We start from the raw sequence: 25,906 nt of genomic DNA, 5'->3' as shown, positions 1-25,906 counted from the left end.
ACACGTTTAAATTTGGGGGCATTCGCCCCCATTTCTGGTTTTTAGGGCGAGTTGCCCACGAGGAACGCAACATGAATATCATCATCATTGGCGGTGAAGCGGCTGGCATGAGCGCAGCAGCAAAAGCACGACGCGTCAATCCGAGCGCAGACATCACTGTGTATGAAGCATCAGAGATCATTTCATTCGGCGCATGCGGCCTGCCCTACTACGTGGCTGGCGAATTTAGCGACAGTGGCTTTATGTCTGAATTCACCCCTGAGCAATTTGCTGAACGTGGCGTCACGGTTAAAACCGGTCATCGCGTGAACAAAGTCGATGCTGACAATAAGAAACTTGAAATCACACACAATGGCGAAACCTTTGTGGTTCACTACGACAGGCTAATGATTGCAACAGGCGCCAGTGAAGTGCTGCCGCCAGTTGAAGGCCTAAATAAAGCGGGTGTACACACATTACGTGTGATGAAAGACGGCCTTTCGCTCAAATCAGCCATTGAAGATGACAGCTGCCAGCATGTCACCATCATAGGTTCTGGCTTCATTGGCTTGGAAGTGGCTGAAGCCATGATCCATCAGGGCAAACAAGTTCGCTTGATCGAACGTGCAGAGCGCCTGATCCCTGATGCTTTCGATGCTGAAATCAGCGTTCACATTCATGCTGAACTTGAGAAAGCAGGCGTAGAGATTCTCACCTCTGAATCTCTGATAAAAATCACAGGCGACGAAGCCGTCTCTGGCATTGTTACAGATAAAGGGGAATACGCCACGGATCTCGTCGTCGTGTGTACAGGCGTTAAACCTAACACTGCATTCCTGAAAGAGACTGGCATTGAAACCTTGGCCAATGGCGCTATCACAACGGACTCAACGGGGCGCACCTCCCTAACTGATGTATGGGCTGCAGGTGATTGTGCCGCGATTTGGCACTCAGTATCACAGCGCCATCAATACATTCCGCTAGCAACGGGTGCCAATAAAATGGGTCGCTTGGTTGGTGACAACATCGCACAAGTGGACGGTGAGCCTCTGCAATTCCCTGGCTCTATCGGCACCAGTTGTGTTCGCGTGCTCGGCTTAGAAGCAGGCCGCACCGGTTTGTCCGAGCGCGAAGCGAATGATGCGGGTTTCAATACCAAAACCATTACCATCAAAGACAAATGCCATACCAACTACTGTGCAGGGCAATCTGACATGCACATGAAGTTAGTGTATGAAGCTGACAGCAAGCGTATTTTGGGTGCGCAATTGATCGGCTTTAAAGGCGCAGTACATCGCATTGATGCCATGGCTGTCGCAATTACCATGGGCGTAACCACCAGCCAACTTGGCATGATGGACTTCGCGTATGCGCCGCCATTTTCAAGAACATGGGACATCATGAACGTAGCAGGTAATGTCGCGAAATAACGCGATTACCATTTACCACATTGAAACGTCCTCAAACGGCCAGCGCTCTCGCTGGCCGTTTTCTCTAATAAGAGCTCGGCTCTCCGCTTTATAACCAAACAACCTTTCGTTCAATATATTGCACACTTCACACAATCCGGTCATATTTTCCATCCTTTGAAACCAAGGCGTTTCAGATTGTTGCTCTCATGCTCGGACATAGTTAGGCTATGGATATGCCCTCAGTCCTTAGGTTCTGGGTGAAGACGCTGGGGTACACCACTTTCTCGGTCTAACAATGGAAGCTCACAATGGAACAGATCAAAAACCTTTCCCTGCTTACCGCGCTGTGCGAAAACGTGAACAGTGCAATCCCTGTCCATAACCCCGCAACTGGCGATATCTTAGGCTATGTTCGCTCTCATTCTCGCCAAACCATTGAAACCGTGATTGAAAAAGCCGAGATTTCGCAAAAGGCATGGGCAAAAACCACTGCCAAACAGCGTAGTGAGATCCTGATGCGTTGGTATCATTTGCTCATGGATAACCAAGAAGATCTCGCGAGGATCATGACCCTTGAACAAGGGAAACCCTTGGCAGAATCGCGTGGTGAAGTGGCTTATGGCGCATCATTTGTTCAATGGTTCGCGGAAGAAGGCAAACGCGCTTATGGCGAAACCATTCCTACGCCCTTGTCTGATCGTAGAATCATGACCATCACCCAACCCGTCGGTGTGGCGGCTGCAATTACACCATGGAACTTCCCCATCGCCATGATCACCCGAAAAGCCGCGCCAGCACTTGCGGCCGGTTGCAGCTTTATAGCGAAACCCGCAGTGCAAACGCCATTGAGTGCATACGCAGTGGCGGAATTAGCACGACAGGCCGGATTACCGGATGGTTTGCTAGCAATTGTCACCAGCGACGATGCAGTCATGGTAGGTGAATTGTTTTGCAGTAGCCCCAAAATCAACAAAATCTCTTTTACGGGTTCAACCAACGTTGGGCGTATTTTGATGCGCCAAAGCGCGGAAAGCGTCAAGCGTGTTTCCATGGAACTCGGCGGCAATGCGCCATTTATCGTGTTTGATGATGCTGATATCGATTTGGCAGTGAAAGGCGCTATTGCCTCCAAATTCCGAAATGCCGGTCAAACCTGTGTGTGTGCGAACCGATTCTATGTCCATGACGCTGTTTATGATGAGTTTGTCGAGAAATTTACCGCCGAAGTCGCCTCTTTAAGGGTGGGTAATGGCATCGAAGACGGCGCGAGCATCGGCCCCTTAATTGATGGCAATGCCAAAAAGAAAGTACAGCGTTTGGTGGATGAAGCCTTGGCGCAAGGGGCGAAAATCAGTATTGGTGGAGAAGAATTGGATGGTCAATTCTTTGCACCCACCGTGCTCACCCATGTTGAACACAGCATGAGTATCGTACAGGAAGAGATCTTTGGCCCCATCGCCCCAGTCATTCGCTTCCACGATGATGTGTCACTGATCGAAATGGCCAACGACACCATTTACGGCCTTGCGAGTTACTTCTACAGCAAAGACATTAACCGCATTTTTGCGGTCGCTGAAGCACTCGATTACGGCATGGTCGGTGTTAACGAAGGCGTCATTTCAACAGAAGTTGCGCCATTTGGTGGGGTGAAACAATCAGGCATTGGTCGTGAGGGCGCACGACAAGGGCTAGATGAATACCTAAACACCAAATACGTCTGCCTAGGTGGCATGTAATTTCGTCGGCAAACAGTAAAGACGATACATCGCCTCGATTGCATTCTCTCGCCACCATATCTTATCCAAAGCAGAGTCATACGACTCTGCTTTTTCTTATGCTTACCCCTTGAACTAGCAAGATGTTTTGCCCCACCACGGTTACACGCACTACGCTTAAATGAGTTGCCTTAAGTGTGAGATGAAATGCATGTCCATCAGAACTGAAATCGATAACGCCGTAGGTGCGCATGGCGCGTGGAAACAGAAACTTAGAACCGCGATTAACACCGGCGAATGCGAATCAACACCCGACAAAGTAAAGCAGGACAACAACTGTTCATTTGGGAAATGGCTTCATCATCGTATTGATGGTGAACACAAGCGGAGCGATTTTTACAAGGAAGTCGTTGACCTGCATGCGGCGTTTCACCGCGAAGCGGGCGCGATCCTCGAACTGGCACTCAATGGCGATAAAGATACCGCCAATGAACGCATGAAACTTGGCAGTCAGTTTGCCGTGCTTTCTGCCAATCTCACCGCAAAAATGCGAGATTGGCAGAAATGGCTAGATGAAAGAGGGATTGAGTGATCTGCCCCACTTTCCTTCCCACTGATTCAACATGCTACAAGTTCGACAATGCGACCTCGTTGTCACTAGCCCATTCAAGCAACGTTTATGAAACCTTTTCATGCACATTTTACCGTACGTTATTCACCCGAAATTAACGCACGCCTATGCCTTCGAGGTCTGTTACTATGCAGATCGCATAAAAATTCCGCAAACGAACTTTTCAATTGAAGGATGTTTCCTTTAATGTGAAGCGTGACAGTGTATTTTCGTGCCACAGTGCGACACTACGACCCATCAATATGAACACTAAGGTAAAAAGATGTCAGATGTACCTTCTACTGCCGTTGAGGTAGTTACTACCGCCCAAACCGTTGCTGAATCTTCCGGTCCTATCTGGCCATACGTGGTTGGTGGTATCGCTCTCGTTATCGCAGCGGGTTACTGGGGTTTTAAACGTATCAACCGCCCATCTTTCATTATCAAGCAGATCCGCCGCCGCAATCTGAAAGCAATGAAAAAGCAAGGTGTGGAAAGCTCTGATGCAACTGTCGATTTGGACAAGCTACTGTCTGCTATCGAAGAGCACGCGATTGACAAGAACATGACAGGTTCTGACATGGTTAAGCTGTTGGCACCATTGAACGACACCAACCGCATGAAGTCAGCGAAAGACATGTATTTGACCATGCAGCACATCGCTCGTGATATCGGAAATACACGTCTGGCCGGTGAGTTCAAAACCAAATCAACGGGTGTGAAATCTAACTCTAAGTTGATGGCGGGTTTGTTTAAGCGCGCAGGTATCTAATTTCTAAGGTTGCTGGCAGTGACTTCACTGACGCATTGCCAGCAATATCTCTCATCAAATCCCTTTTCTTTCTACCTTCTGCACACTCTCAGGCATCAAACCCTATTCTCTAACTTCTTTTCTTTATCCTTGTATTACTTCAACGCCGCCTTTCCGCCAATGATTTTATACGCTGGCGTTCCGCGTACTAACGTATCTCTCGCAAACACTGTCTCGCATTTCGGGCAAGTACATGGACGCTCTGTGTAATCAACCACAATACGTTCCTTAAAACATTTCACTAACGCGCCCTTGCCTCCTTTTTTGTATTTGAATAGCAAGGTTTTGCACTTTCCACATACGATATCGACAGATCGCGTCGGTAGCTTTTTATTAGGTTTCGCCATGTTTACCTCTGTCAGCGTCAGCGAACATCATAAGTCAAAATGGACGCTCGACTAAAGTCTTACGCGGGCGGGACATCGGGAAAAAAACTGAGACGACGTTTGTATTTACACATTGTTGTTAACAAAAATCTTACAAGCTCGGCTATTCTTTCGTTGCTCACTATTACTCTCAGAAGCTGAGTGACATCGTCTACGCATCTGATTGCCGCAAACATCCAGGGACATTTTAACATTGGAGAGTTGTATGAAAATCAAAACACTGATTAAAACACTGTCACTATCGACTGCCATCATGCTGACTGGCGTCAACAGTGCAGCCGCAGAAGATCGTGATTACATATTGGCAACAGCTTCGACGGGCGGAACCTATTACCCAGTTGGCGTTGCATTGGCAACACTTAGCAAAGTGAAGCTTGCACCAAAATATGATTTCTCCCTTTCTGCTATCAGCTCTGCGGGCTCTGGAGAGAACATTAAGTTATTGCGAGAGAATGAAGCGCAATTCGCGATTCTACAAGGTTTGTACGGTGCATGGGCTTGGTCTGGTGACGGCAAGCTGAAACAATCTGGTCCTCAGAAAGAACTTCGCTCTGTGTCTATGCTGTGGCAAAACGTGGAACACTTTGTTGTAAAAACGGATAGCGCCAAAACTGGCACCATGGCTGACATGAACAACATGGACGGAAAAAAGTTTTCTATTGGTAAGAAGAATTCAGGCACCGAAGGCTCTGGTCTACAAATCCTTGGTGGTTTAGGTGTTAACACCGAGAAGATGGACTTCGCCTACCTTGGCTATGGCGCTAGCGCCGACGCAATGCAAAATGGAACCGTTGATGGCATGAACACACCTGCCGGTGTGCCAGTGAGTGCAGTGACCCGTGCATTTGCAGCAATGGGTGATGAAATCACCATTCTTAACTTCACTGATGAACAAATGAAAGAAGCCAACGGTGGTTATAACCTTTGGACGCGCTTTGTGATTGAGCCGAACACTTACCCTGGTCAAACGGAAGCGGTTGAAACTGTCGCACAGCCAAACTTCCTTGCAGTTCGCAGTGATATTACGGATGACGACGTTTATCTTTTGACCAAAACAATTTATGAAAACCTCGCGTTTTTGAATGGCATTCACAAAGCCACAAAAGCCATGGCACTCGAAAAAGCGATCGACGGTCTACCCGTTCCACTACACCCTGGTGCAGCTCGCTTCTACAAAGAGCAAGGTATTGAGATCCCTGCGCATCTCATCGCGAAGTAATTGAAAGCGCGCTGCCCTTCCGGCAGCGCGATTTCTTCTTTCAATTACATGCATTGTTTTGTACCCATGCCCTTTTGGATCATCGTCTCAAAGAGACTCTTTACCTACGGGTCGTAACATCAAAGTAGTTCGTGCCAGCAAGATGCACGTTTGAGGAAGCATGACTAACCCATCCAGCGACGCCAACCAGTCATCAGATATCGACAATTCATTGTCTCAGTTCGAATTAACCCAACGAACTGATTTTCCATTACTAACACGATGCGTCACCCTGATTGGGGTTGTCATTTCGTTGGTTCACATTTGGTTTAATACGCTCGCCACATTGCCTGAACTCTGGGTGTCTGCCGCTCACTTCGCGGGCTTCTCTGTCATGTGCGCCCTGACCTATCCAGCAGCAGCCAGATGGCGCAAAAGTAAATTCGCCCTCATCATTGACATCGGTATTGCCATCGCAGCGGTTGCTTGTCTGATTTACATCATTTTGAGTGAAGATGCGCTGTATGAGCGCGGCGTTACATTCGTGATGACAGACTGGGTCTTTTCGGTCGTCGCAATATTGATCGCGTTAGAGCTGATTCGTAGAACCATGGGTTGGTTTATTCCTTGCTTGATATTGGTTGCGCTTACCTATGTGGTTTGGTGGGGAAGCTGGATTGACGGTATTTTCTCCTTCCCCGGTCTTTCTGCTGAAACCATGCTGTACCGTGCGTTTTATAGTTCAGAAGGCATGTTTGGTCCTATCTCTCGCATCTCATGGAGCTATGTCTTCATGTTCATTCTGTTCGGTGCTTTTTTGGTGAAGTCCGGCGCGGGTGACTACATCATCAACGTTTCTCGTGCAGCTGCAGGCAAGATCATTGGCGGCCCGGGGTTTGTTGCTGTACTTGGCTCTGGTCTCATGGGCTCTGTGTCAGGTTCAAGCGTGGCAAACACGGTATCAACGGGGGTGATTACCATTCCGTTGATGAAGAAAGCCGGTTTTCCCCCTAAGTTTGCAGCAGGAGTCGAAGCCGCAGCTTCCACAGGTGGGCAACTTATGCCACCCGTAATGGGCGCTGGCGCGTTTATCATGGCGTCGTACACTCAGATTCCCTATGTGGAAATCATCGCGGTGTCGTTCGCTCCGGCACTCATCTATTTCTTATCTGTGGCATTTTTTGTTCGTGTTGAAGCCAAACGTTCCGGCGTTCATCAGGTGGAAACAGAAACGCAATCCATGCTGTCGGTATTGGCTTCGGGTTGGCACTACCTGATCCCACTTGTCGTGCTGGTCACCTTGCTGGTTCAAGACTTTACCCCGACTTATGCGGCAGGTATTTCGATCATCTCTGTGGTGGTGGCCTCTTGGCTCTCGCCGAATCGAATGGGCATTGCAGAGATTTTTGATGCCTTAGTGCAAGGCGCTCGAAACATGGCCACCACAGCGGTACTTTTGACGGGCATTGGCTTGGTGGTGAATGTCATCAGTACCACAGGCATCGGTAACACCTTCTCTATCATGATCAACGATTGGGCGGGCGGAAGCTTGTTCATCATGTTGGTTCTGGTCGCGATTGCTTCACTGATTCTGGGTATGGGTTTGCCCGTGACTGCCTCATACATCGTTCTCGGCACCCTTTCAGCACCCGCCATCTATGGCTTAATCGCAGAACAACAACTGTTAGAATTGCTGGCCACAGGTCAACTGCCAGAAGATGCCAAAACCATATTCATGCTGGTTGCACCTGAACAATTGGCGTCGCTCGGCTCGCCCATGTCTTTTGAAGCGGCAATCGACTTACTTGGCAAAGTACCTGATGATTTTAAAGCTACCCTATTAGAGCAAGGTTTAGGCGCAACCACGGTTGGTCTGGCCTTGCTATCGGCGCATTTGATTATCTTCTGGTTGTCGCAAGACAGTAACGTGACTCCTCCTGTGTGTTTGACGGCTTTCGCCGCTGCAACCATTGCAAAAACACCGCCGATGGCAACCGGCTTCAAAGCGTGGAAAATTGCCAAGGGGCTGTATTTGGTTCCTCTGTTGATGGCCTACACACCGCTGGTTGCGGGTGATTTTCAGCAAGTATTCATCGTGACTACCTTTGCCATTATTGGTACATGGGCGTTAGTCGGTGGATTAGAGGGTTACTTGGAAGGGCCAATTGGATGGCCATTGCGTGCCGTGTCCTTTGGATTGGCAGGCCTAATGATGTGGCCGGGACTGGGTATTATTGTTCCGCTAATCAGCGCCTTAATATTCCTCGGTTTGGTTTACTATACCTATCATCACACTGAGCACCAATCTGCTTAGATCGAAGTTTAGGTTTTACGTGCACGTCCCAAGACGCTGAGCGTGATTTTCAGTGAATGGGTAGCGAGTTTAAGAATTGAAAAGCGCCGAGGTTACGGCGCTTTTTTTGTTGGCTGCTTGCTGTTAGTCGTCGAACTATCGATTATGGGCAAAGCCATTTTACTCGATTTCAATAACTGACTTTCGTTAGCTTTCTTTCAACACCAAGCCATCCATTAAGCCGACCATACGGCCAATTTCAGGTTTGGTGATTGTGTCATTCGCCCCCAAATCCATCGCCTTTTTACGGTTGTCGTCACTCATCAACGACGAGAACATAACGATAGGCATGGATTTGTATTCTTCGATCTCTCTGAGTTGTTTGACGAGATACATACCATCCATTTTGGGCATTTCCACGTCACTCACTACGCCATCAACGAATTCAGAAATCGGTAAGTTTTCTTCAGAGCACAAGCGAACAAACTCAATCATTGAATCCAGCGCTTCTTGGCCATCTTTAGCGGTGATGACGTTATAACCCGCAGAACGAAGGGTGTTTTCAATCAAACGACGAATAAAGGCAGAATCATCCACCACCATGATGGTTTTGGCTTCACGTTTAGCCACCATGGCATCATCGATCACGACTCGCTTATCTTGCGTAACGTCGTATTTCTCCATGCTGAGTTCGGGATTGATATCAGCAATGATTTTCTCAAAATCCAAAATCATGATCAGATTGGAATCCTGACGCACAACCGCAACCACGCAATCTTGGTCTGATGCTTCAAGGAATGAGCTCGGAGATTCGACTTCCTCCCAAGATATTCTGTGTATACGGCTGACACTGTCTACCAAAAACCCGTTGGACATGCGGTTGAAATCAGTAACGATAACGACTTTAGTATCAATAGTATTATGTGTAGGCACTCCAAGCCAACCCGCGAGATCGACAAGGGGTATGAGCTTCCCTCTCAGTGAAAATACGCCCAGTACGTTAGGCTGCGCGTTCGGATAATCTGTTGTATTTGGAACGCGAATAACCTCGCGTACTTTGGCTACGTTAATTCCATAAAAACACAGCTTCTTGGTGCCATCCGGCTGTGTTTTCTCGAGTCGAAATTCAATGATTTCAAGCTCGTTAGTTCCGCTTTCTGTCAGGATCGATGTTTTTTGTTCTGTGCTCATGCCAAGTCCCGATACATTTTGAGGCCAAATTTACAATGTCCTCTATCAGCATAGTCTCAATATGGAAACAATCGACTCGGCGTTGCATTTAATTGCTGTGATTTTAACAGATTGCCCTTTGAGTTAGTCCAATTTGAACACCTGTTGTTCGTATAGCGCGGAGAGCACTTCACTGGTTGAAGCGCCTGAAATCAAGTTCAATCCCCCGCTGGTTAGATCCATGTTCTGGAGATCAATGTTTTGCGTGCCGCCATCTGATGTCAGTGATAAATGTATCGTCCCATCGGTATCGACAGATGCTTCATCGAAGTAAGGCAGTAAATCGCCACTACTTGGAGATGAACCCAAATCAGGCAGGATTTGACCAATATCGAGCTTGTCTTGTCCCAGCGTGAAATCAGTGACGACATCCGTGTTGGCGGGCGAACTTAATGACGCCTCTAGCCACACAAAAATGTCGTCGCCTTCGCCGCCAGTCAGAATGTCATTCCCTTTCCCTGCTTGCAGCGTATCGCTGCCGTCCATTCCGAATAGGCTTTCACCTGCCGATTGCGCCAAAAGCTGATTGTCATCACTCGTGCCAATATTCTCGCCTAGATATAAACTACCGCGGTTAATGACCGCGGTGAGCAATTCGGTTTGCGTCATATCTGACGAGGAGCCATTAACCAGCACATCTAAACTCACGCCTGTCATGACAATTTCTTGCGTAACATTGCCATCCACCAGCACATTCAGTTGAGTATTTCCGCTCGATTCTGTAAGTGAAAGCTGTTCAGTCAATGCAGAAAGACTGGAGAGACTACTCACATTGATGGCTGCACTAAGATCTAAAATGTCCTTGGCGGGGTTGAAGTCCTCAATGGTGTCGATGGCAGGATTTTGCGCGGTACCGAAATCTGCACTCGACCACATAAATCTATCAAAGCTGCTATTGCCTTCACCTTCTTGCCCGCCCCACAATGTGTCATCGCCAGAGCCACCCGTCAGAATATCAGCGCCAAGCCCGCCAATGAGGGTATCACTATTAGCACCGCCAACTAGCGACGCCGCCTCATCACCAGACACCACCAAGTTCTCCAACGTATTGTCTTGTGAAGTGATTGCCTCTTGTGCAGGATCAACCACATTAATCGACAAACTGATGCTGTCAGATTCCGCGCTTTCTCCCAGCGTTGTGGTCGAGATGGCAACCACATCGACACTCGCGCTAAGCGTTGTATCCCCGATGACATGCAATTGAGCTAATTCCGCCATCGTCAGTGTCAGCACCCCGCCCGTAGATCCAATACCTATCGCCGCGCCCTCTGAATCGACAAATGTTAGAGACGAAGGGACATTTCGAATTTCAACGGCAAGCGTTTCAGATCGGTCAGTCAGTGCTGCAGTTAATCCCAGTAAAGGAATAATCGCAGACATACTGCCCCCAACTGACGCCGTTTGAGCATTGTTCAACACAAGCGTTGGGATATCGGGTTTCGGCAATACGTCTACCAAGATTGACTCGGAATCTGTTAGCGAACCGCCAGTGCCCGTATTTCCATTGTCGTTCACCGTGACCGTGATGCTGTCTTGTCCCGAGAAATTGGTGTCTCCCGTGTAGGTAATATGTGTGGCCAGCACTTGGTTAATCGCCGTAAAGTCACCCTTTAGAATCATGCTGCCAGACCCCGCCCCAGTGACTGTAACGCCTGTTGGAATCGGAGATGACAGAGACAGGTTCATTGTCCCGTTTTCCGCACTCAGGCGGACCGTAATTTCACTGCCGTTGGTATCGTTAACATCGACATCTTTCACTTGGATGGACTCGATCAATAACGGCGTTTCTTCTTCGGCACGCTGCGTTGATGCTGGTACTGTCAGATCGGGCGCGTCGTTAACTGCTGACACCGTCACATCGATCACTTGATTTACCCACAGTCCACTTTCCGCTTCTACGCCGTTATCAATCGCCCTTACGGACACTTCAAGTTGCCCATTCCAGTTCAGCTCGTTGGCGTCACCGGGCGTAAAAATCAGACTTGATAACGTGGTTTGATTGACAATCACCACCCAACTTCCATCCGACTGCTTTTCTACCGAACTGCCTGTTGATATGCCATCTGGCAAGCTAATGGTTGCGCTATCAGGAACATTGGTGAGTACCACTTTGATGATTTCTGGCGCATTCTCAGACACTGATAAACCTGTGCCATCATAAGTATCTTTGTTATCAATAACGCTGATATCGAGCGGTAAGATGATGTTTTCATCCTCCGTCCCCGACACGGTTGTCGTGATGTCCGAATCAATACCGTCACCAATGGGGTTAACGTCAACGTTCACTGTGGTTGAGTACATCTTGGGTAGCGTTAAATCATCCTCTTTGGCATACACTTCTAGAACCACGTCCATGGTGCCGCTAAAGTTTTTCGGTGGCACGAACGCTATCTGGTCAAAGACGAGTGATGTACTGCCTGCCGTGACACTGATCGTCCACTCTCCATTCCCACTGTTCTGCACTAATTGAGAGCCAGTTGAAATCAATTTGAAGTCGTCAGGCACACCGATCAGCTTCGCTGACACAATCTGCTCTGAACCGTCAGTGTCATTCAGTTCGGCAACCACACCCGTCAACGGAATATTTTCATCCTCCGTTCCAGAAATAGGTTCGTTTACCCCGTCAAAAGTTACCGGATCGTTCACGGGCAATACCGTGAATGACACTTGGGTGGTGATGGTATCTGTCGCCGTCGAGTCCGCGCTACTCGTATTGTCGTTTAATGCGGTATCGACAACCGTGGTGTTCATAGTCACAGTGACAAGGCCACTAAAATCTTCGACGGGTTTAAAGTGGATGCTGCCGAGATCATCCTTGCTAACCGTAATACTGCTTTGGGGGTTTGTGCCGTCTGCATTCACGAAGAAGCCCACATTGGAATCCACGGTAAGCACCACATTGCTGATGGTTTCTACGCCCTTGGTTGGCAATGTATCGTCATCAACCAATTCGGTTGCAAAATCCAGTTCAATGATGCCATCTTCCAGCGCCTGCTTTTCCACGGGTTGCCATTCGGCGCTTTCATCCACGGGCTGCTTTTCACTGTTTAACCCATCGGTCTCAAGGACTTTAACTGATGTAGAAATGCCATCCACAACGGGCGTGACTAATACGGAAAAGCTGGCAGTCGCTTCTTGGGTATCACCACTCACTTTATCCGTGGTCACCAACTTCACAGGCAGCACAAAATCACCAGCAAAGTGCTCAGGGACAATAAGTGAAACGCCCGATAGATCCACAGAGCCGTCAGCTGCAACATCCACGTTAAGCACGTATTCACTGGTTTCGAAGTTGAACTCCATCCCAGATACCCTCGCACCCGCGGCGGTAAGCGCTGCGCTGCTGATCACGAGCGTGAGTTCATCTGAGCCTGCATCCGCTGGGGCAACCTGAATCAAGTCTTCGAGTTGAGCGCCAAAACCAATTTGTGTGTCTTCAACACCTGTGATGGCCTGCTCTGTCACCGTGATGGCACCCGCCTCTTGGGTACTTGTCACGCTTCCTGTGAAGTCCAACTCGATAATGATCGGGCTTTGTTCAATTTGTGCGCTGACGTCCCTTTCACCGGCATCGCCTTGGTCTTGAACTAGCGCTGTGACGCTAACAAATACTGGCGCTGAAATGGGATCTGTAACGGAAATGGCCAACGTATCGAGTTCGCTTTTTGGAACAGTCCAACTCCCATCCCCGTTGTTGATGCCGCCTTGGACATAGAACTGATCAAAATAGGCTTGGTCTGCCGATGTGAATGGTGTGCCGTTCGCATCTTGGACAAAACTAATCACAACTTGTGTGATGACTTCGGCGCTGGTGCCATCGGTATTAATGCCTTCTGGCGTTACAAAGGCGAGTCGGTGGTCATCCGACGCCAAGGAAATAGTGCCGCTGCCGCTATCAGTAATGGGCTGTTCGACGGGATCAGTGCCATCGAGCAAGGTCACCTTACCGTCATCTTCTACCGCAGCAACAATGCGAACATCCAAGGTGCCAGTGATGATGGCCGAGTCTGTGGCGCTAGAATCGCTGTCGGTTTGCTCAACGGTTAGCGTGACCGTCAGGTTCAGGTTTTCATCTTGATCAACGTTCTCTGGCGCTTTCAACAAAAGATCAGCGCCACCGACCAATGCCGCGATTTGCGCACTGCTCAATACAACACTGCCTCCTGAAAAGGTCAGTGGTGATGTTTCGCCCACTATGGTCAGTGTGTATCCCGCGGTTAGCGCTTGAGTCGCGATATTGAACGAGATCCCTGTGATTGCTTCGTTGTTATCTGTAAAACCCTGATCGACATCGGGACGCCAGTTCACTACAACGTTGGTGTCTTCCGTGCCTTGGCTGTCTAGGGAGTAATTTACTGCGTCGATTTTGGGTTCTATATGCACGATGACATCTTTATCGACGGCGCGAGAATCCCCATCGTCTTCCGTCACTACCACAGTAACCGTCAACCGAATATCTTCTGTGCTGCCTGCTGGCGGAACCAACTTGATGTCAGACAGGCCATCCACTTTAGCTTGATATTGAGGCTGGTCGTTGTCATCTAACCCTGCATAAACAAGATTGATGGCGTTGTCGTTGGTGTCTAACAGGGTGACCCCTTCCGGAATGTTGGTGACCAAAGAGGTTAACGTTTCTGAATTGTCCTCTGGCAGCGATTTCCCATCTTCACCAGACGTAAGCGTGAACGACAAGGCGACGGAACTGTCCTCTTCAATAGTGGCTTCAATGCCCGTATCAACACCATTTTCAATAATCGGCTGCCAAACATTGCCTAAATCAGCGTCGATCACCGGCACATCGGCGACCCCCTTGAGCGCAATAGGTAAGGTTTTGGCACTGGTTTCGAATATCTTCGTTTCTGTTTGTGTCACGCCTTCTTGATTAGTGACAATCGCCGTGTCTTTCACAACGCCTGTGACACTCAAAGAGAAGTCCACATTGCTCTGTGGTGGCGGTAATAGCCTCAAACCACCAATATCGTTGTAAGCCACTTCGTAAACGCCACCTTGATCGTCAACTTCTGTGTCGTCAGCGAGTAATAGCTTGGCACCAATCGGTAAGCCGCTAATTCGAACAAACAAAGCTTCAGAACCATCCAAATCAACCGTGCTCGTCAAGCTGATATATGACGATAGGTTGATTAATTCATCTTCCTCACCGCTGATCCGCGTGACTTTTAAGGTGGTGCTATCCGCGACGGGCGAGACCGCCACCGTGATTGTTTGTGACACTGATTCTGCGGTTTGTTTGTCGTTAACAAAATTGGCGCTCTCTTCGCTTTGGGCCACCACAGTCAACGTAATGTCCCCAGAAAAGTTTGCGTCAGGCTTCACCAGCACGTTATTGATGTCGGCAGACGACACCACATACTGACCATTGGTGGGCGCGAGAATCTCCCCATTAAGCACTAGCGTGCCTTGACCACTTTCAAACGACAGCAAATAGCTCAGAGTTTCAGATCCATCATTGTCTTGCAGCTCTGCATTCAAACTTAACGCCGCACCATCACTGTCTTCATCAATGGCGTAATAAAGCACTGTGCTCTCATCCCATTGCGGCACATCTGCGATGCCTTCGACAGTGATGGTAAACGTTTGACTCGCCAATTCCCGCTCACTGCCATCGGCGTTCTCGACATAACCCGTAGCGGTGAATGTGGGCACGCCCGATGCGGCTGAATAATCCTGATCAGGCACAAACGTCACGCCATTCAGCGTCCAGATTTGATTAGTTCCGTCTGGCAAAAACACGTTGCTCGGCAGAACAATTTGGTTTCCTGTGATTGCCAATATCGTTCCGTTTGCATAGAAGCTGCCATGAGCGTTAGCAGGTAAATCAATTACGACTCGACTGACCCCTTCGCCTTGGTCACTGTCTCCAACATCAATGGACATGTTGATTGGAATGCCATCGGCCGGATTGGAGACAATGTCATCATCGGGATCCCCTTCGCGCCCCTGATCCTCAATTCCCTCGGCATTGCTCACCACAAGCTGAGGTGAGCCATCAACTATGATGATTTGTGCTGACCCAACTACGGTGTCACCGTCTCCATCAACGATGTTATAGCTAAAGGTCTCCGTAATTCGGTTACTTTCCGCCCCGCTATGATCGACATTCTCAGCGGCTGTAAACTGCATATTGCCATTACTTTGTACCGCTAACGTTCCCAGTACCTGACCGTCCTCTCCTTGCGTCACTGTGAAGATATTCTTAATGCCTGGTACTAACTCATGTTCCTCACCATTGATGGTCACCGACTCAATCGACGCACCATCTGCACCACGATTTCGCAGCGGAATGACCGCCACTTTTCTTGATGCATCCCCCTCATCGGTTACCAACTGCGCGCCACCCACGCCGACCCCATCGGTTTCAAGTGAAAGAGGCACATCATCCAGCACGTTAACCACGATATTACTGGTTGCGGCGTCACCATCACTGTCTGCAACCACAAACGGAAAATTGATAGCGAGGCTGTTGTTATCTTGCCCCAACGGATGATCCAGTGCCCCAAGCAGCGCAAAGGTGTACGTGCCATCGGCAAACACGGTTAACGTAAACACCGCTCGAGTGTCGGCCATCCCGGTATACAGTTTGGTGCCGTTGTTATCGCTGGTAAGAGACAAAGTCACAGGCTCGCCGTGCGAACTTAGGGGGATATTGTTGCCTGCCGAGTCTTGGCTGCTATCGGCGTTTTGTGAAGTAAAAGCGGACACATCCAGAGAGATATCTTTGATAGCGTCGCTGCCAGCATCGAGCACCAGTTTTCCTGTCGCGGTATCTTGATCATTCCCTACTCCACCAGGGGTTGTCCCCGCGTTGTTTTTATCCTGTCCCGTTCCGTTGGTATTGATATCGCTCTCTTCGACCGACAAAGGAGGAACTTCTGAGATGGTAGGCGGTTCGCCATCAGTGATCACAAACGAAATTGCACCTAATGAATGCAAGGTGTCGCCATCAGAGTCGTTGGTCTGCAGTTCAATATTGAAGGAAATTTTATCGCCGTTGAATGAGACCGAATCGTTGCTCTTATCGTCATTAAGATGGTCCAGCGGCTTATGCAAGGTTAATAGCGGTGTGACGTCGACAGAGAACCCATCGCTGTTTTGCACCCCAGAGAGGGATATCGTCATCACCAATTCATTATTGGCTTTGCCTGTCAGCGTGGCGGTTGATTCATCATAGGTGAATACAACAGGCTCTCCGCCGCTGGTGAGCACGGCATTGAGGTTAGTAATAAGATCGGTAAGTACAAAGCTGTCAATTTGCACGTCTGAAGGCAACAATCTGTCATCGGTTGCCTTCAGCTTCGCCGTCACCGATGAATCGTCAGGGTAAGCGACTTCTGCGCCATTGGGCGTCAAATCAGGCTCGGTCAGTTCCACCTTGCCTACCACGTCTGCTGAACCGGCATCACCATCACGGTCATTCAAGGTCACCGTCAATTCATCCGACACGGTATCGTTGTCCGTATCGACGACACGTACGCCTATTGGCAGAACAATTGCGCCATCACCTTGGTCAATGGCGTAATGCTGTTCAACGATATAGCTGCCGATCGGCTCGCCTTCTGCGTCTACATCCAAGCTAATGGTTAATATGTCAGTGTCGTTGGCTGGTGATGATGCACTGGACAAGGCAGGGTCATCGAAGTAAACCCGAATGGTGTCTGTATCTGCGGAAAAAGGACTCGGCGAATAGGACGTTTGATACCCGCTAGCCGTCAGACTTGCAAGCAACGCCTCTAGCCCAGGAGGTGCGTAAAACGCTATTGATTTAACGGCGTCGGAACCTTGTGCTAGGCCGAGACTCACCTGTTGAGATTGGCTAACTTCTCCAATAACGGGATCCGTCATGGTGACATTATCTGGGGCAAGACTAGGTTCGTTACCGTCAAGAATGGTGACTTTGAACGCACCTACGGCTGAATCACCATCAGAATCGGTCACTCTCGCCCCCAAAGTAAGCGCAACGGCTTCGCTATCAGGCTGGTCAATTGATTGTGACAGTGTCACTGAATACTGTTCCGTGTTTGGAATAAATTCAATGGATAGAACCGTCACAAATTCATCATTGTCATTCTGGTATCCCACAACAATGGTCTTTGATGTGCCATTAATATCCGACGGCTCTGACTGCAGCGTCAACGCATTCCCGTTGCTGGTCAGTGATGCAATAGTGCTAAAGAAGACTGGCGGTAATTCCCACACCACCGATTGAATACGGTCACTGCCCGTTTCAAGGCCAAGTTCTCCCATAACCATGTTGGCAGGTGCATCAAAACGGGGGTCAGTGATTTCAACATCCGTGATCTTAATGGTTGGCGCTTGGCCATCAACCACGGTGTAGGTCACACCAATCGGCGCTTCCAGCAAATCGTTGTCTGAATCACGCAGTTGAAGTTCGAATTGAATATCAAATGACTCGACCTGCTCAGATTGGTCGTTGGTCGTAGAAACCAATTTTACCCATTTCGTATTGCTAAAGAGGGATTGATTGCTCTCATCAAGTGGTCCGAACACGTCGAAAGTCGAGCTAACGATAACGCCAGTCGCACCGTTTCCCGCTTGTGATTCGGCCGTTAACGTAAATGTCAGTATCTCTTTCACACCATCAGGTTGCGAACTGTCTGGCTGGGTACCCTGAAGCACAATCACATTGGGCTCGGTGCCCGCCTGAATAGCAAAGTTGATGGGTTCACCGTTTGAGCTAAGTAGATTCAACTCACTGAGCAAACCCAGCACACCTTCTGTGTCTTCCAAATTGGAGATAAACAAGGTGGAGGGAATAAGCTTGTCTGAGCCAGCTTCAAGTTCAATGAAGCCACTGGCAACTTGTTCTTCAGACTCGGTATTATCTTCCACCACCTCAAAGTCACCAGAGATCACTGCGGCTTTTCCGCTGGCGTTGTCGCCATCACTTAAACTGACCGAGAACTCACCCGTGGTGCTGTCTCCGTCCTGATCAACGGCTATCACAGACACAGGAAAAACAGACGTGTCGGTCGCTGACGTTTGGTCAATCGACGCATTGAGTGTCAAAACATAGCCATAGGCACCGACAGAGGTGCTTTGAGCTCCGTCGTCAGAATCAGGCGATGGCAGTTCAACAAGATCAATCTTGAAAACTTGCTGCGAGGGATCTGACGCGAGGGACACCGAAATTTGTTCAGCTCCGATGCTGAAACTTGTGGCCTCTCCATTACTGGTGATGCTTTCAAGGAACGCAACCAATGCAGGCTTGGAAAGAAAGCTCACTGACGCTAATAAATCGCTGTTCGTGCCAACATTAAGCGCAATAGGCTCAGAGACGTAATCGAGGATGTTTTCGTTGTGAGTGACGTTCTGCGGATTGACCGTCGGATTCGCTCCATCTTCGATGGCGATATTGACAGTAATGGGTTCATCCAATGGTCGGCCCGCGGCGTCTTCGCCCTGTACAGACAAGGTGATGTCGATGACATCACCATTAATGGCGACGAGACCACTATCGTTGCCCTGGATATGGTCGAGTGGCCCATCAAGCGTGATTGTCACTGTGAGTTCGACATTTCTACCTGAAGCTTCAGCGGAAACAGCAAGGGTGACAACAGTTACGCCATCCACCTCACCAGTAATTGTTCGCCCATCATCAGACACGCGATAATTTAGTGCTTTACCATTGCTGGTTGTTTCAGCGGTCAGTTCGGCGATAAGAGTAGACAATGCATCAGGCTCAATAACAAAACTATCAGCCGTGAGCGGCAAAGATCCTGCAGGGATCAGCACAGACGATGTGACCGAGGTTGGATAGCCCACTTTTGAATCAAGTGGTGTGAGGTCACCCTCGACTATGGCTACGTTGAGGCTTTCACCACCAGGAGGCGGCAAATTTGCAAGGTTGTCGCCTTGAAGCAATGCAACTGAGGGAGGTGTATAACTTGTCGTAAAGCCAGCTTCTGCTAACACACTCGTGTAATCGTACTGAATGACGGCAAAACCACCAATGGACGAACTCAATGCGCCCCCAGCAGCGGGTTCTTCGAAATCTTCTGACGGATCAGCACCCGCTAAGATGGCTTGTTGCAACGCTGAAATTTCGTCTTCCAGCAACGCAATGGCTTGGTTGTTTTGTTGAACATTAATGTTGCCAATCAGGCCGACAACATCCACACCTCGATCATTGACCAATATACACGTTGGGCAAGGCTCATGAACCAATACGGGTTCACCATTCACCATCATCACATAAGATGCTTTGGACTCTGCAAGAATGATGTCCCCAGAATTCGCCGTTTCTGAAACTGGCGTTGGAATCGCGACGCCATTTTTAATGACGTAAACTTGGCCACCAGTTACAGAAAGTTGGACATTATCACTATCAGAGCCATTAACTTGGCTCTCCCTTACTTTTTCAGCCATGTCATACCACCTGCACCATATAAAGCGGGTACTTCAAAGTCAGAGAGCCAACATCTTCGCTATTGAATAGGAAAGGCACCGCAACGTGAGAAACGAAACGAGGAATAGACCCCTCGATCAACACGATATCTTCTGATGCATTGATTAATGCCCGACTTCATGAAAATCGCGTATTCCAGTGAGTTTGGTCGTTAGTTACTTGTCTCTACCTGTCTCATTTGCAATATAAATGCGATAAAAGCGTCCTTTGGGGGTCAAATATGCTCCAACATGCCCTATTTTTGACTTTACGAGAAAACACTTTATTTCTCACGACTTGTAATGACGAGGACAACCAATAGTTCAGAGCAAACGCGGTGCTCATTTGTTATTAAAATTGGGTGTCTGTCTCCCAGGTAAATGCTTTTCCGCGACATTTACCCATTGTCTTTTGTTACCGATTTATCGACGGTCTCAAACGCTCTTTTGAGGAAACATTCATGAAGCAACGTACCAGTGATAATTGTTTATCAACTATTCACACTGTTCTGTTCGCGCTTAAAGCGACAAAAACAAAGATCCATGTGCTGCTTACCGCAGCAACCGCATTGAGTGCACCTCAATTTGTACAAGCGCAATCTTTAGAACAAGCCGTGGCAGCAACACTGTCTCAAAACCCCATCATTCGAGAGGCATACAACGAATTCAAAAGCCGTGAAGCAGATATCGATGCGTCACAAGGAGAATACTTACCTTCCGTTGACCTTGAAGCAGGCATTGGATACTCGGATTATGACAGTGACAACACGAAGGGAACGTTCAATCCTCGAGACGTTCGTATTAACTTGCGTCAATTGATTTGGGACGGAGCAATCACCTATAACGACATTAAACGAACCAAATCCGAAGCCGAAGCGCAGCGCTTTCAATTACTTGCCGACGCGCAAGACACTGCACTGGATGTGACAGAAGCCTACTTGGAAGTGATTAGAACAGAAGCCATATTGGACCTGTCTAAGCGCAACGTTGAAACCCTTGAAGATATTCGTGCTGACATTAAACGCCGCACCGACTCAGGTATCAGCTCCACCGCAGACTTATCCCAAGCAGAAGGACGTGTAGCCCAAGCCCACACCAACTTGCTGGCAGCCCAAAGTAATAACGAAGACAAAATCATCGAGTTCGAACGCATTGTTGGTGAATCGCCACAATCGCTCGTCACCCCTGAGGTAGATGCCTTATTTATTCCGGCCTCTCTGATTGAAGCACTCACCATCGCGAAGGAAAATAACCCCGTCATTCAAGTCGCGATGAATGATGTCGATGCCGCAAGATCCCAGTACGACCAAGCCAAAGGCGACTTCTACCCCACTTTCACCATTGAAGCCTCACAGGAATGGGGTGAAGAACTCGATGGTACACCTGGCGACACTGATGAATTCCAAGCCATGTTGCGCATGCGATATAACCTATTCAACGGCGGTACCGATGCAGCCCAGTCCCGCAGTGCGGCGTATCAAATAAACAAAGCCAAAAACATCAGAAACAACGCACACCGACTACTCGACGAAAGTACCCGTCTAGCGTGGACAGCAAAAGAGCTCTCGGAAAACCAAACCAAGTTCTTAGAACAGCATGTTGATTCAGCCGCCAAGACTCTCAACGCGTATGAGAAGCAGTATTTGATCGGTCGCCGCACCTTGCTTGATCTATTGAATACTGAAAACGAGTTATTCGATGCGAGAAGATCTTACATTGATGCGAAATATACAGGGATCTTGGCTAAATACCGTGTGCTCAACGCCACAGGTCTTCTGCTTTCTGAAATGCGTGTAACTACCCCCGAAGAGTGGCAAACCTCCGTATACGGTAAGGAAGGAGACGACAAATGATGGACGTTGTATGGCAAGGAAAAGCCAAGTTCACCGCACAGCTAGGCACCAACATGCCGAGAGCGATCTTGATTCCGAAGATCGCCCTTTTTGCTATCGCAACTGCAACCGGATTATTAAGTGGGTGTTCAACGTCAGCCCCTCAACCACCAGTTGCAGAGCAAAAAGCTGATCTTTTCGACATGGACAGTGATGGTGTCATCAATGCGCGAGATGAGTGTGATTCAACACCCCGCGGCGCAATAATCGACAATGTAGGTTGTTCAGAGTTTGTAGAAACAGAAGCCAGAGATGATTTACATGTTCTCTTTGCCAATAACTCCGTAAAAATCCCACCGAGCTTCGAGCGCGAAGTACAAGAACTCGCTCGCTTTATGACAACGTTCCCTCACACTTTGGTTCAGTTGAAAGGCTATGCCAGCCCATCAGGCAGCGCTGAGCTTAATTTGGCGCTATCAACGATGCGTGCGCAAGCCATCAAGTCAGCACTTGTTAAGAAAGGGATTGCCAGCACTCGAATTACTATCATGGGCTTTGGTGAATCAGAGCCTGTTGCCGCACCTTCCGCACAACAAACCGAAATACTCAGCCGACGCGTTACTGCCAGCGTCATGAACACTGAGATGCACGTTATCAAGAAATGGACCATTTACACGTCATCACCCGCGAAATCCTAAGACAAGAATAGTGATACGCAGTCTCCGCTCTCCGAACAAACGGAAAGTAGATACGTCTGAAAGTACATGCGTCTAAAGGGAGCGTTTAAGCAATAACGGTAAACCCCAGAAGGAAAGAACTTTGGGGTTTAATTTAAATCTAGCCACTGTGTGATCAAATCAAGGTAGAGCCAAGAAAGAAACCCGCTTGAGTAATCTGCGCAGAATTTGCGCCGCAGTAAAGTTGATTGGAAATGTTCACTATCTGGCATGCATGGCAAAGTAGAGACAGTGAAAAGGTGGGCTCCGGTGTGCCTAAACGTCAATGAGATGAGAAATTAGTTTTCCTCATAATGTCGAGGCAGCACAACTCTGTTTATCGCGCATCACGACGTTGTTTATCGCGCATCACGGCGTTGTTTATCGCGCCCCCCAACGTTTACTCGTGTTTAGTGAAAAACAATAGGATCAACGGTTCCTTGATTGGTTGGCAAAACCAATAACAGCCAAAAGTCGATATCCGTCTCGGTACACTTCTCAGCAGACACACTAATCACGCCTTTGCAGCGTTTTCCGCCAGGCTGTTCCAATTTAGCACCGGGTAGCTTCATCGCTTGCTGCAAACATTCTTGGCCGACAACAAACTGCAAACCCTCAGTATCCACAATGCTAAACAGTCTGCCATGCTGATAGAAATACACTTTTTCGTTATCGACTTCTTCACGAATGCCAGACATGCCTAACAATGCATGTCGCACTGAATTTGATAATTGATCAACGCTCACGATGATACCTCTGCCAGATTGCCTTGATTCAATACTAAAGAAAGCAACCTCAGAATTAAGCCCAGGACTAATACATTGAGTCTAAAACCGTAAAAAAGGCTGACAACCAAATTGAACAAGACTTATACATTGCCTCATATTTATAAGGATCGGCAGGGCAAAGGTAGTAAATCCAAGTATTAGTCAGGTGAGATTGTATGCATTATCAATTGATAGCTATGCCAGCCTGAACCACGAGGCTTGGTATGTTCGGCAACTTGATCTCGCACACATTTCATTTCTTAGCTTGTTTGACTTTAGAGATGCTGCACTACGCTTTAGTAGTGAGACGAATTTATCGAGTATTAAGCTCATGGTCGATTCTTGCTTCACATGATCGTTTACGTGTTCATCAGTTCACTGGGAGGTGTCTTACCTAACTCCACCATTTCGCCAAACTTGTTCGAATCCATCATCGTTTTTTAAGGAGAAACGACATGAAAGGGCTCATTTGGTTCAGAAACGACTTACGACTGGCAGATAATCCCGCATTGGTCGCACTCTCCCGGCGCTGCACTCATGCGCTTATGGTCTACGTTATCGACCCCGCTTGGCTAAAGCCATCACGATACCAATCTCGCCACTTAGGAAGATTCAGAGAAGAATTTCTTTATCAGTCTCTCCGCGCTTTAGAACGAGAACTCAAAAAACGAAAACAACGTCTCGTCGTGAAAGTGGGGAATCCGTTAGAAATTATCCCAGCATTGTGTAAGCAACACCAAATTGACTATGTCGGGATCACCGATCATCCCGGCGTATATGAACGACAACAGGTGGCGTACTTGAATCGAACACTTCGTTGTGAGGTAAATGTAAGTGAAAGTTTCACCCTATTCCTTCGTAATCAATTGCCGTTTGAACAAGCCAATTTTCCACAAACATTTTCCCAGTTCAGGAAACACCTTGAGCAGCAAAACACATTGCCATGCATTCCTATTTGCGCGCCGGAATCATTACCTGCTGTGATACAAGAACGACGTGACATTTGGGGAGGCCAAGAGTTTGTGTACGACCTCACTCCCTATCATGGCGGCGAAGACTCGGCGATGGTGCAACTCAATCAATATTTTTGGAAATCTCAAGGACTTAAGAACTACAAAAAAACACGCAATGGCTTGGAGGGATGGCAATTTTCTTCTCGACTTTCAGCATGGCTTGCCAATGGATCTATTTCTGCGCGCATGGTGGCAGCTGAATTGGATAATTATGAATATCGCCACGGAAGAGATGAATCCTCAACGGCGATGTTTGCAGAGCTTTTGTGGCGAGAGTATTTCCAATGGATGATGCACTACCACGGTGCTCGCATGTTTGCTTTTGACGGTATTCAGAAAAAACGTCCGTTAACCACTTTTTACTGCGAACAGTTCAAGTCGTGGGAGCAAGGCACCACGGACTACCCTATCGTCAACGCCTGTATGAGGCAGCTAAATCAAACTGGCTATATGTCAAACAGAGGGCGTCAAATTGTAGCCAGTTGTTTGGTCAACGAATTAGGTGTCGATTGGCGCTTTGGCGCAGCCTATTTCGAACAACAACTGATTGATTTTGATGTCGCAGCAAATTACGGAAATTGGCAATATTTGGCGGGAGTTGGGGCTGATCCACGCGGTCAGCGTCACTTCAACTTAGAGCATCAAGCCAAAACCTATGATCCCGATGGCAGCTTCGTCGCCCGTTGGGCTGAATCTTTTCCATCGGAAAGCCTGCTTAAATTTTAAGCCACTGCTGGCAGCAGTGCTTACAATCAAGGATGACTCCCCAACTAGGGGAGTCATGAGAGTATTTCGATGACCCGATCACTCACCGAGTCGGCAAAGATAAGTGCGGTATGAGTCAACGGGAATATCTCGTGGCTTGTCATGCCTTCAATTTTGGTTTCTTCTAACAGCACTGTGCCGTCTGAAGGCTGACCATGCAGTAATATGGTCGCCGGGCCTATCGATAAGTCCCCCGCTAAACTATAAAGCTCTGCACTTGAAGACCAACGCGGCAACTCATCAGGCATCAAATATTGCGTTGCCTGATCAAACATGACGTCACCGACCCCCAGCTTACGAAAGAACTCAGCGACTTGAGAGCCCGTGTGTGGCGTGCCCAGAGTCACGACAGTTTTCACGTGATGACTCATTGCGCTGTTGTGTTCTAAATAGGTTCGTGTCATGACACCGCCCATAGAATGCGCAACGATAGCGGCATCATCGCCATCAATGAAATCATCGATCGCATCAAACATTTCTTTTAAATCAGGGGCAATGGTTTTATAGCCAAGATTCAGCACTTCATGCCCTGCTCGCTGTAGCCTTTTTTCTAATGGAAGCATGACTACGCTGTGCATATACAAACCATGTAACAAAATGATTTTCATATAAATACAGTTCCCTATAAGTGCTTCGTCGCTCGATGCTCATCATAAACTATCTTTTCATTTCAAAGATGAGAAGCGCACTGCAGCATTCGAATAAGTGGTTACACACCCAATCCAATTGTTTAGGACATCGATAAGTTAATGGCGTT

General features: G+C 48.3%; 14 protein-coding genes. 9 read left to right on the top strand and 5 right to left on the bottom strand.

All coding sequences use genetic code 11. The annotated features are described in order from the left end of the window. Positions 1-71 precede the first annotated feature (71 nt). From Q365_RS0122295 to Q365_RS0122275, 4 genes are all read left to right on the top strand, one after another. The gene (locus tag Q365_RS0122295; RefSeq protein WP_028025438.1) at positions 72-1,409 is read left to right on the top strand and encodes a CoA-disulfide reductase; all 1,338 of its coding nucleotides are present in this window, start codon (positions 72-74) and stop codon (positions 1,407-1,409) included. Positions 1,410-1,699: 290 nt separating this feature from the next. Beyond that, the gene (locus Q365_RS0122285) at positions 1,700-3,127 is read left to right on the top strand and encodes an NAD-dependent succinate-semialdehyde dehydrogenase (RefSeq protein WP_028025437.1); all 1,428 of its coding nucleotides are present in this window, start codon (positions 1,700-1,702) and stop codon (positions 3,125-3,127) included. Between the two features lie 190 nt (positions 3,128-3,317). Next, positions 3,318-3,698: a CZB domain-containing protein gene (locus Q365_RS0122280; protein WP_028025436.1), complete on the top strand. Its 381-nt coding sequence runs from the start codon at positions 3,318-3,320 to the stop codon at positions 3,696-3,698. 301 nt (positions 3,699-3,999) lie between these two features. Then, a complete protein-coding gene (locus tag Q365_RS0122275; protein WP_028025435.1) occupies positions 4,000-4,488 on the top strand; it encodes a hypothetical protein in 489 nt (162 codons plus the stop codon). A gap of 134 nt (positions 4,489-4,622) precedes the next feature. On the opposite strand, the gene Q365_RS0122270 is transcribed toward Q365_RS0122275, so the two are convergent. Beyond that, positions 4,623-4,874, bottom strand: a complete 252-nt coding sequence (locus Q365_RS0122270; protein WP_028025434.1) for a hypothetical protein — start codon at positions 4,872-4,874, stop codon at positions 4,623-4,625. 244 nt (positions 4,875-5,118) lie between these two features. Here Q365_RS0122270 and Q365_RS0122265 point away from each other — a divergent pair, with 244 nt between their 5' ends. Both Q365_RS0122265 and Q365_RS0122260 read left to right on the top strand, forming a co-directional pair. Continuing rightward, positions 5,119-6,132: a TAXI family TRAP transporter solute-binding subunit gene (locus Q365_RS0122265; RefSeq protein ID WP_028025433.1), complete on the top strand. Its 1,014-nt coding sequence runs from the start codon at positions 5,119-5,121 to the stop codon at positions 6,130-6,132. Between the two features lie 160 nt (positions 6,133-6,292). After that, positions 6,293-8,425 (top strand): TRAP transporter permease, encoded by a 2,133-nt coding sequence (locus Q365_RS0122260; RefSeq protein ID WP_035025583.1) that lies wholly within the window; start codon positions 6,293-6,295, stop codon positions 8,423-8,425. Positions 8,426-8,611: 186 nt separating this feature from the next. On the opposite strand, the gene Q365_RS0122255 is transcribed toward Q365_RS0122260, so the two are convergent. After that, a complete protein-coding gene (locus tag Q365_RS0122255) occupies positions 8,612-9,595 on the bottom strand; it encodes a chemotaxis protein (protein WP_028025431.1) in 984 nt (327 codons plus the stop codon). Between the two features lie 123 nt (positions 9,596-9,718). Beyond that, positions 9,719-20,038 (bottom strand): retention module-containing protein, encoded by a 10,320-nt coding sequence (locus Q365_RS0122250; protein ID WP_028025430.1) that lies wholly within the window; start codon positions 20,036-20,038, stop codon positions 9,719-9,721. A 479-nt stretch (positions 20,039-20,517) separates the two neighbouring features. Here Q365_RS0122250 and Q365_RS0122245 point away from each other — a divergent pair, with 479 nt between their 5' ends. Together Q365_RS0122245 and Q365_RS0122240 are read left to right on the top strand one after the other, a co-directional pair. Beyond that, complete coding sequence (locus tag Q365_RS0122245; protein WP_028025429.1) at positions 20,518-21,909, top strand: TolC family outer membrane protein; 1,392 nt, start codon at positions 20,518-20,520, stop codon at positions 21,907-21,909. Further along, the gene (locus Q365_RS0122240; RefSeq protein WP_051563853.1) at positions 21,906-22,586 is read left to right on the top strand and encodes an OmpA family protein; all 681 of its coding nucleotides are present in this window, start codon (positions 21,906-21,908) and stop codon (positions 22,584-22,586) included. Before Q365_RS0122245 ends, Q365_RS0122240 begins: the two co-directional genes overlap by 4 nt. Before the next feature lie 428 nt (positions 22,587-23,014). Here Q365_RS0122240 and Q365_RS0122235 read toward each other — a convergent pair whose 3' ends face one another. Then, the gene (locus Q365_RS0122235) at positions 23,015-23,350 is read right to left on the bottom strand and encodes a hypothetical protein (protein ID WP_028025427.1); all 336 of its coding nucleotides are present in this window, start codon (positions 23,348-23,350) and stop codon (positions 23,015-23,017) included. A 476-nt stretch (positions 23,351-23,826) separates the two neighbouring features. Here Q365_RS0122235 and Q365_RS0122230 point away from each other — a divergent pair, with 476 nt between their 5' ends. Next, complete coding sequence (locus tag Q365_RS0122230; RefSeq protein WP_028025426.1) at positions 23,827-25,110, top strand: DASH family cryptochrome; 1,284 nt, start codon at positions 23,827-23,829, stop codon at positions 25,108-25,110. Positions 25,111-25,163: 53 nt separating this feature from the next. On the opposite strand, the gene Q365_RS0122225 is transcribed toward Q365_RS0122230, so the two are convergent. Beyond that, positions 25,164-25,757: an alpha/beta fold hydrolase gene (locus Q365_RS0122225; RefSeq protein WP_028025425.1), complete on the bottom strand. Its 594-nt coding sequence runs from the start codon at positions 25,755-25,757 to the stop codon at positions 25,164-25,166. Positions 25,758-25,906: the final 149 nt, after the last annotated feature.

Source organism: Enterovibrio calviensis DSM 14347 (assembly GCF_000621165.1).
GTDB lineage: Bacteria > Pseudomonadota > Gammaproteobacteria > Enterobacterales > Vibrionaceae > Enterovibrio > Enterovibrio calviensis.
Note: the sequence above shows the minus strand (reverse complement) of the source record. Positions and strands in the feature narration are given on the sequence as shown.

What these genes read in the sequence shown, in the direction of transcription:
- Q365_RS0122240 (WP_051563853.1), top strand. Translation starts at nt 21,906, where the DNA reads ATGATGGACGTTGTATGGCAAGGAAAAGCCAAGTTCACCGCACAGCTA.
- Q365_RS0122265 (WP_028025433.1), top strand. Translation starts at nt 5,119, where the DNA reads ATGAAAATCAAAACACTGATTAAAACACTGTCACTATCGACTGCCATC.
- Q365_RS0122270 (WP_028025434.1), bottom strand. Translation starts at nt 4,874, where the DNA reads ATGGCGAAACCTAATAAAAAGCTACCGACGCGATCTGTCGATATCGTA.
- Q365_RS0122250 (WP_028025430.1), bottom strand. Translation starts at nt 20,038, where the DNA reads ATGGCTGAAAAAGTAAGGGAGAGCCAAGTTAATGGCTCTGATAGTGAT.
- Q365_RS0122295 (WP_028025438.1), top strand. Translation starts at nt 72, where the DNA reads ATGAATATCATCATCATTGGCGGTGAAGCGGCTGGCATGAGCGCAGCA.
- Q365_RS0122285 (WP_028025437.1), top strand. Translation starts at nt 1,700, where the DNA reads ATGGAACAGATCAAAAACCTTTCCCTGCTTACCGCGCTGTGCGAAAAC.
- Q365_RS0122245 (WP_028025429.1), top strand. Translation starts at nt 20,518, where the DNA reads ATGAAGCAACGTACCAGTGATAATTGTTTATCAACTATTCACACTGTT.
- Q365_RS0122225 (WP_028025425.1), bottom strand. Translation starts at nt 25,757, where the DNA reads ATGAAAATCATTTTGTTACATGGTTTGTATATGCACAGCGTAGTCATG.
- Q365_RS0122280 (WP_028025436.1), top strand. Translation starts at nt 3,318, where the DNA reads ATGTCCATCAGAACTGAAATCGATAACGCCGTAGGTGCGCATGGCGCG.
- Q365_RS0122255 (WP_028025431.1), bottom strand. Translation starts at nt 9,595, where the DNA reads ATGAGCACAGAACAAAAAACATCGATCCTGACAGAAAGCGGAACTAAC.
- Q365_RS0122230 (WP_028025426.1), top strand. Translation starts at nt 23,827, where the DNA reads ATGAAAGGGCTCATTTGGTTCAGAAACGACTTACGACTGGCAGATAAT.
- Q365_RS0122275 (WP_028025435.1), top strand. Translation starts at nt 4,000, where the DNA reads ATGTCAGATGTACCTTCTACTGCCGTTGAGGTAGTTACTACCGCCCAA.
- Q365_RS0122260 (WP_035025583.1), top strand. Translation starts at nt 6,293, where the DNA reads ATGACTAACCCATCCAGCGACGCCAACCAGTCATCAGATATCGACAAT.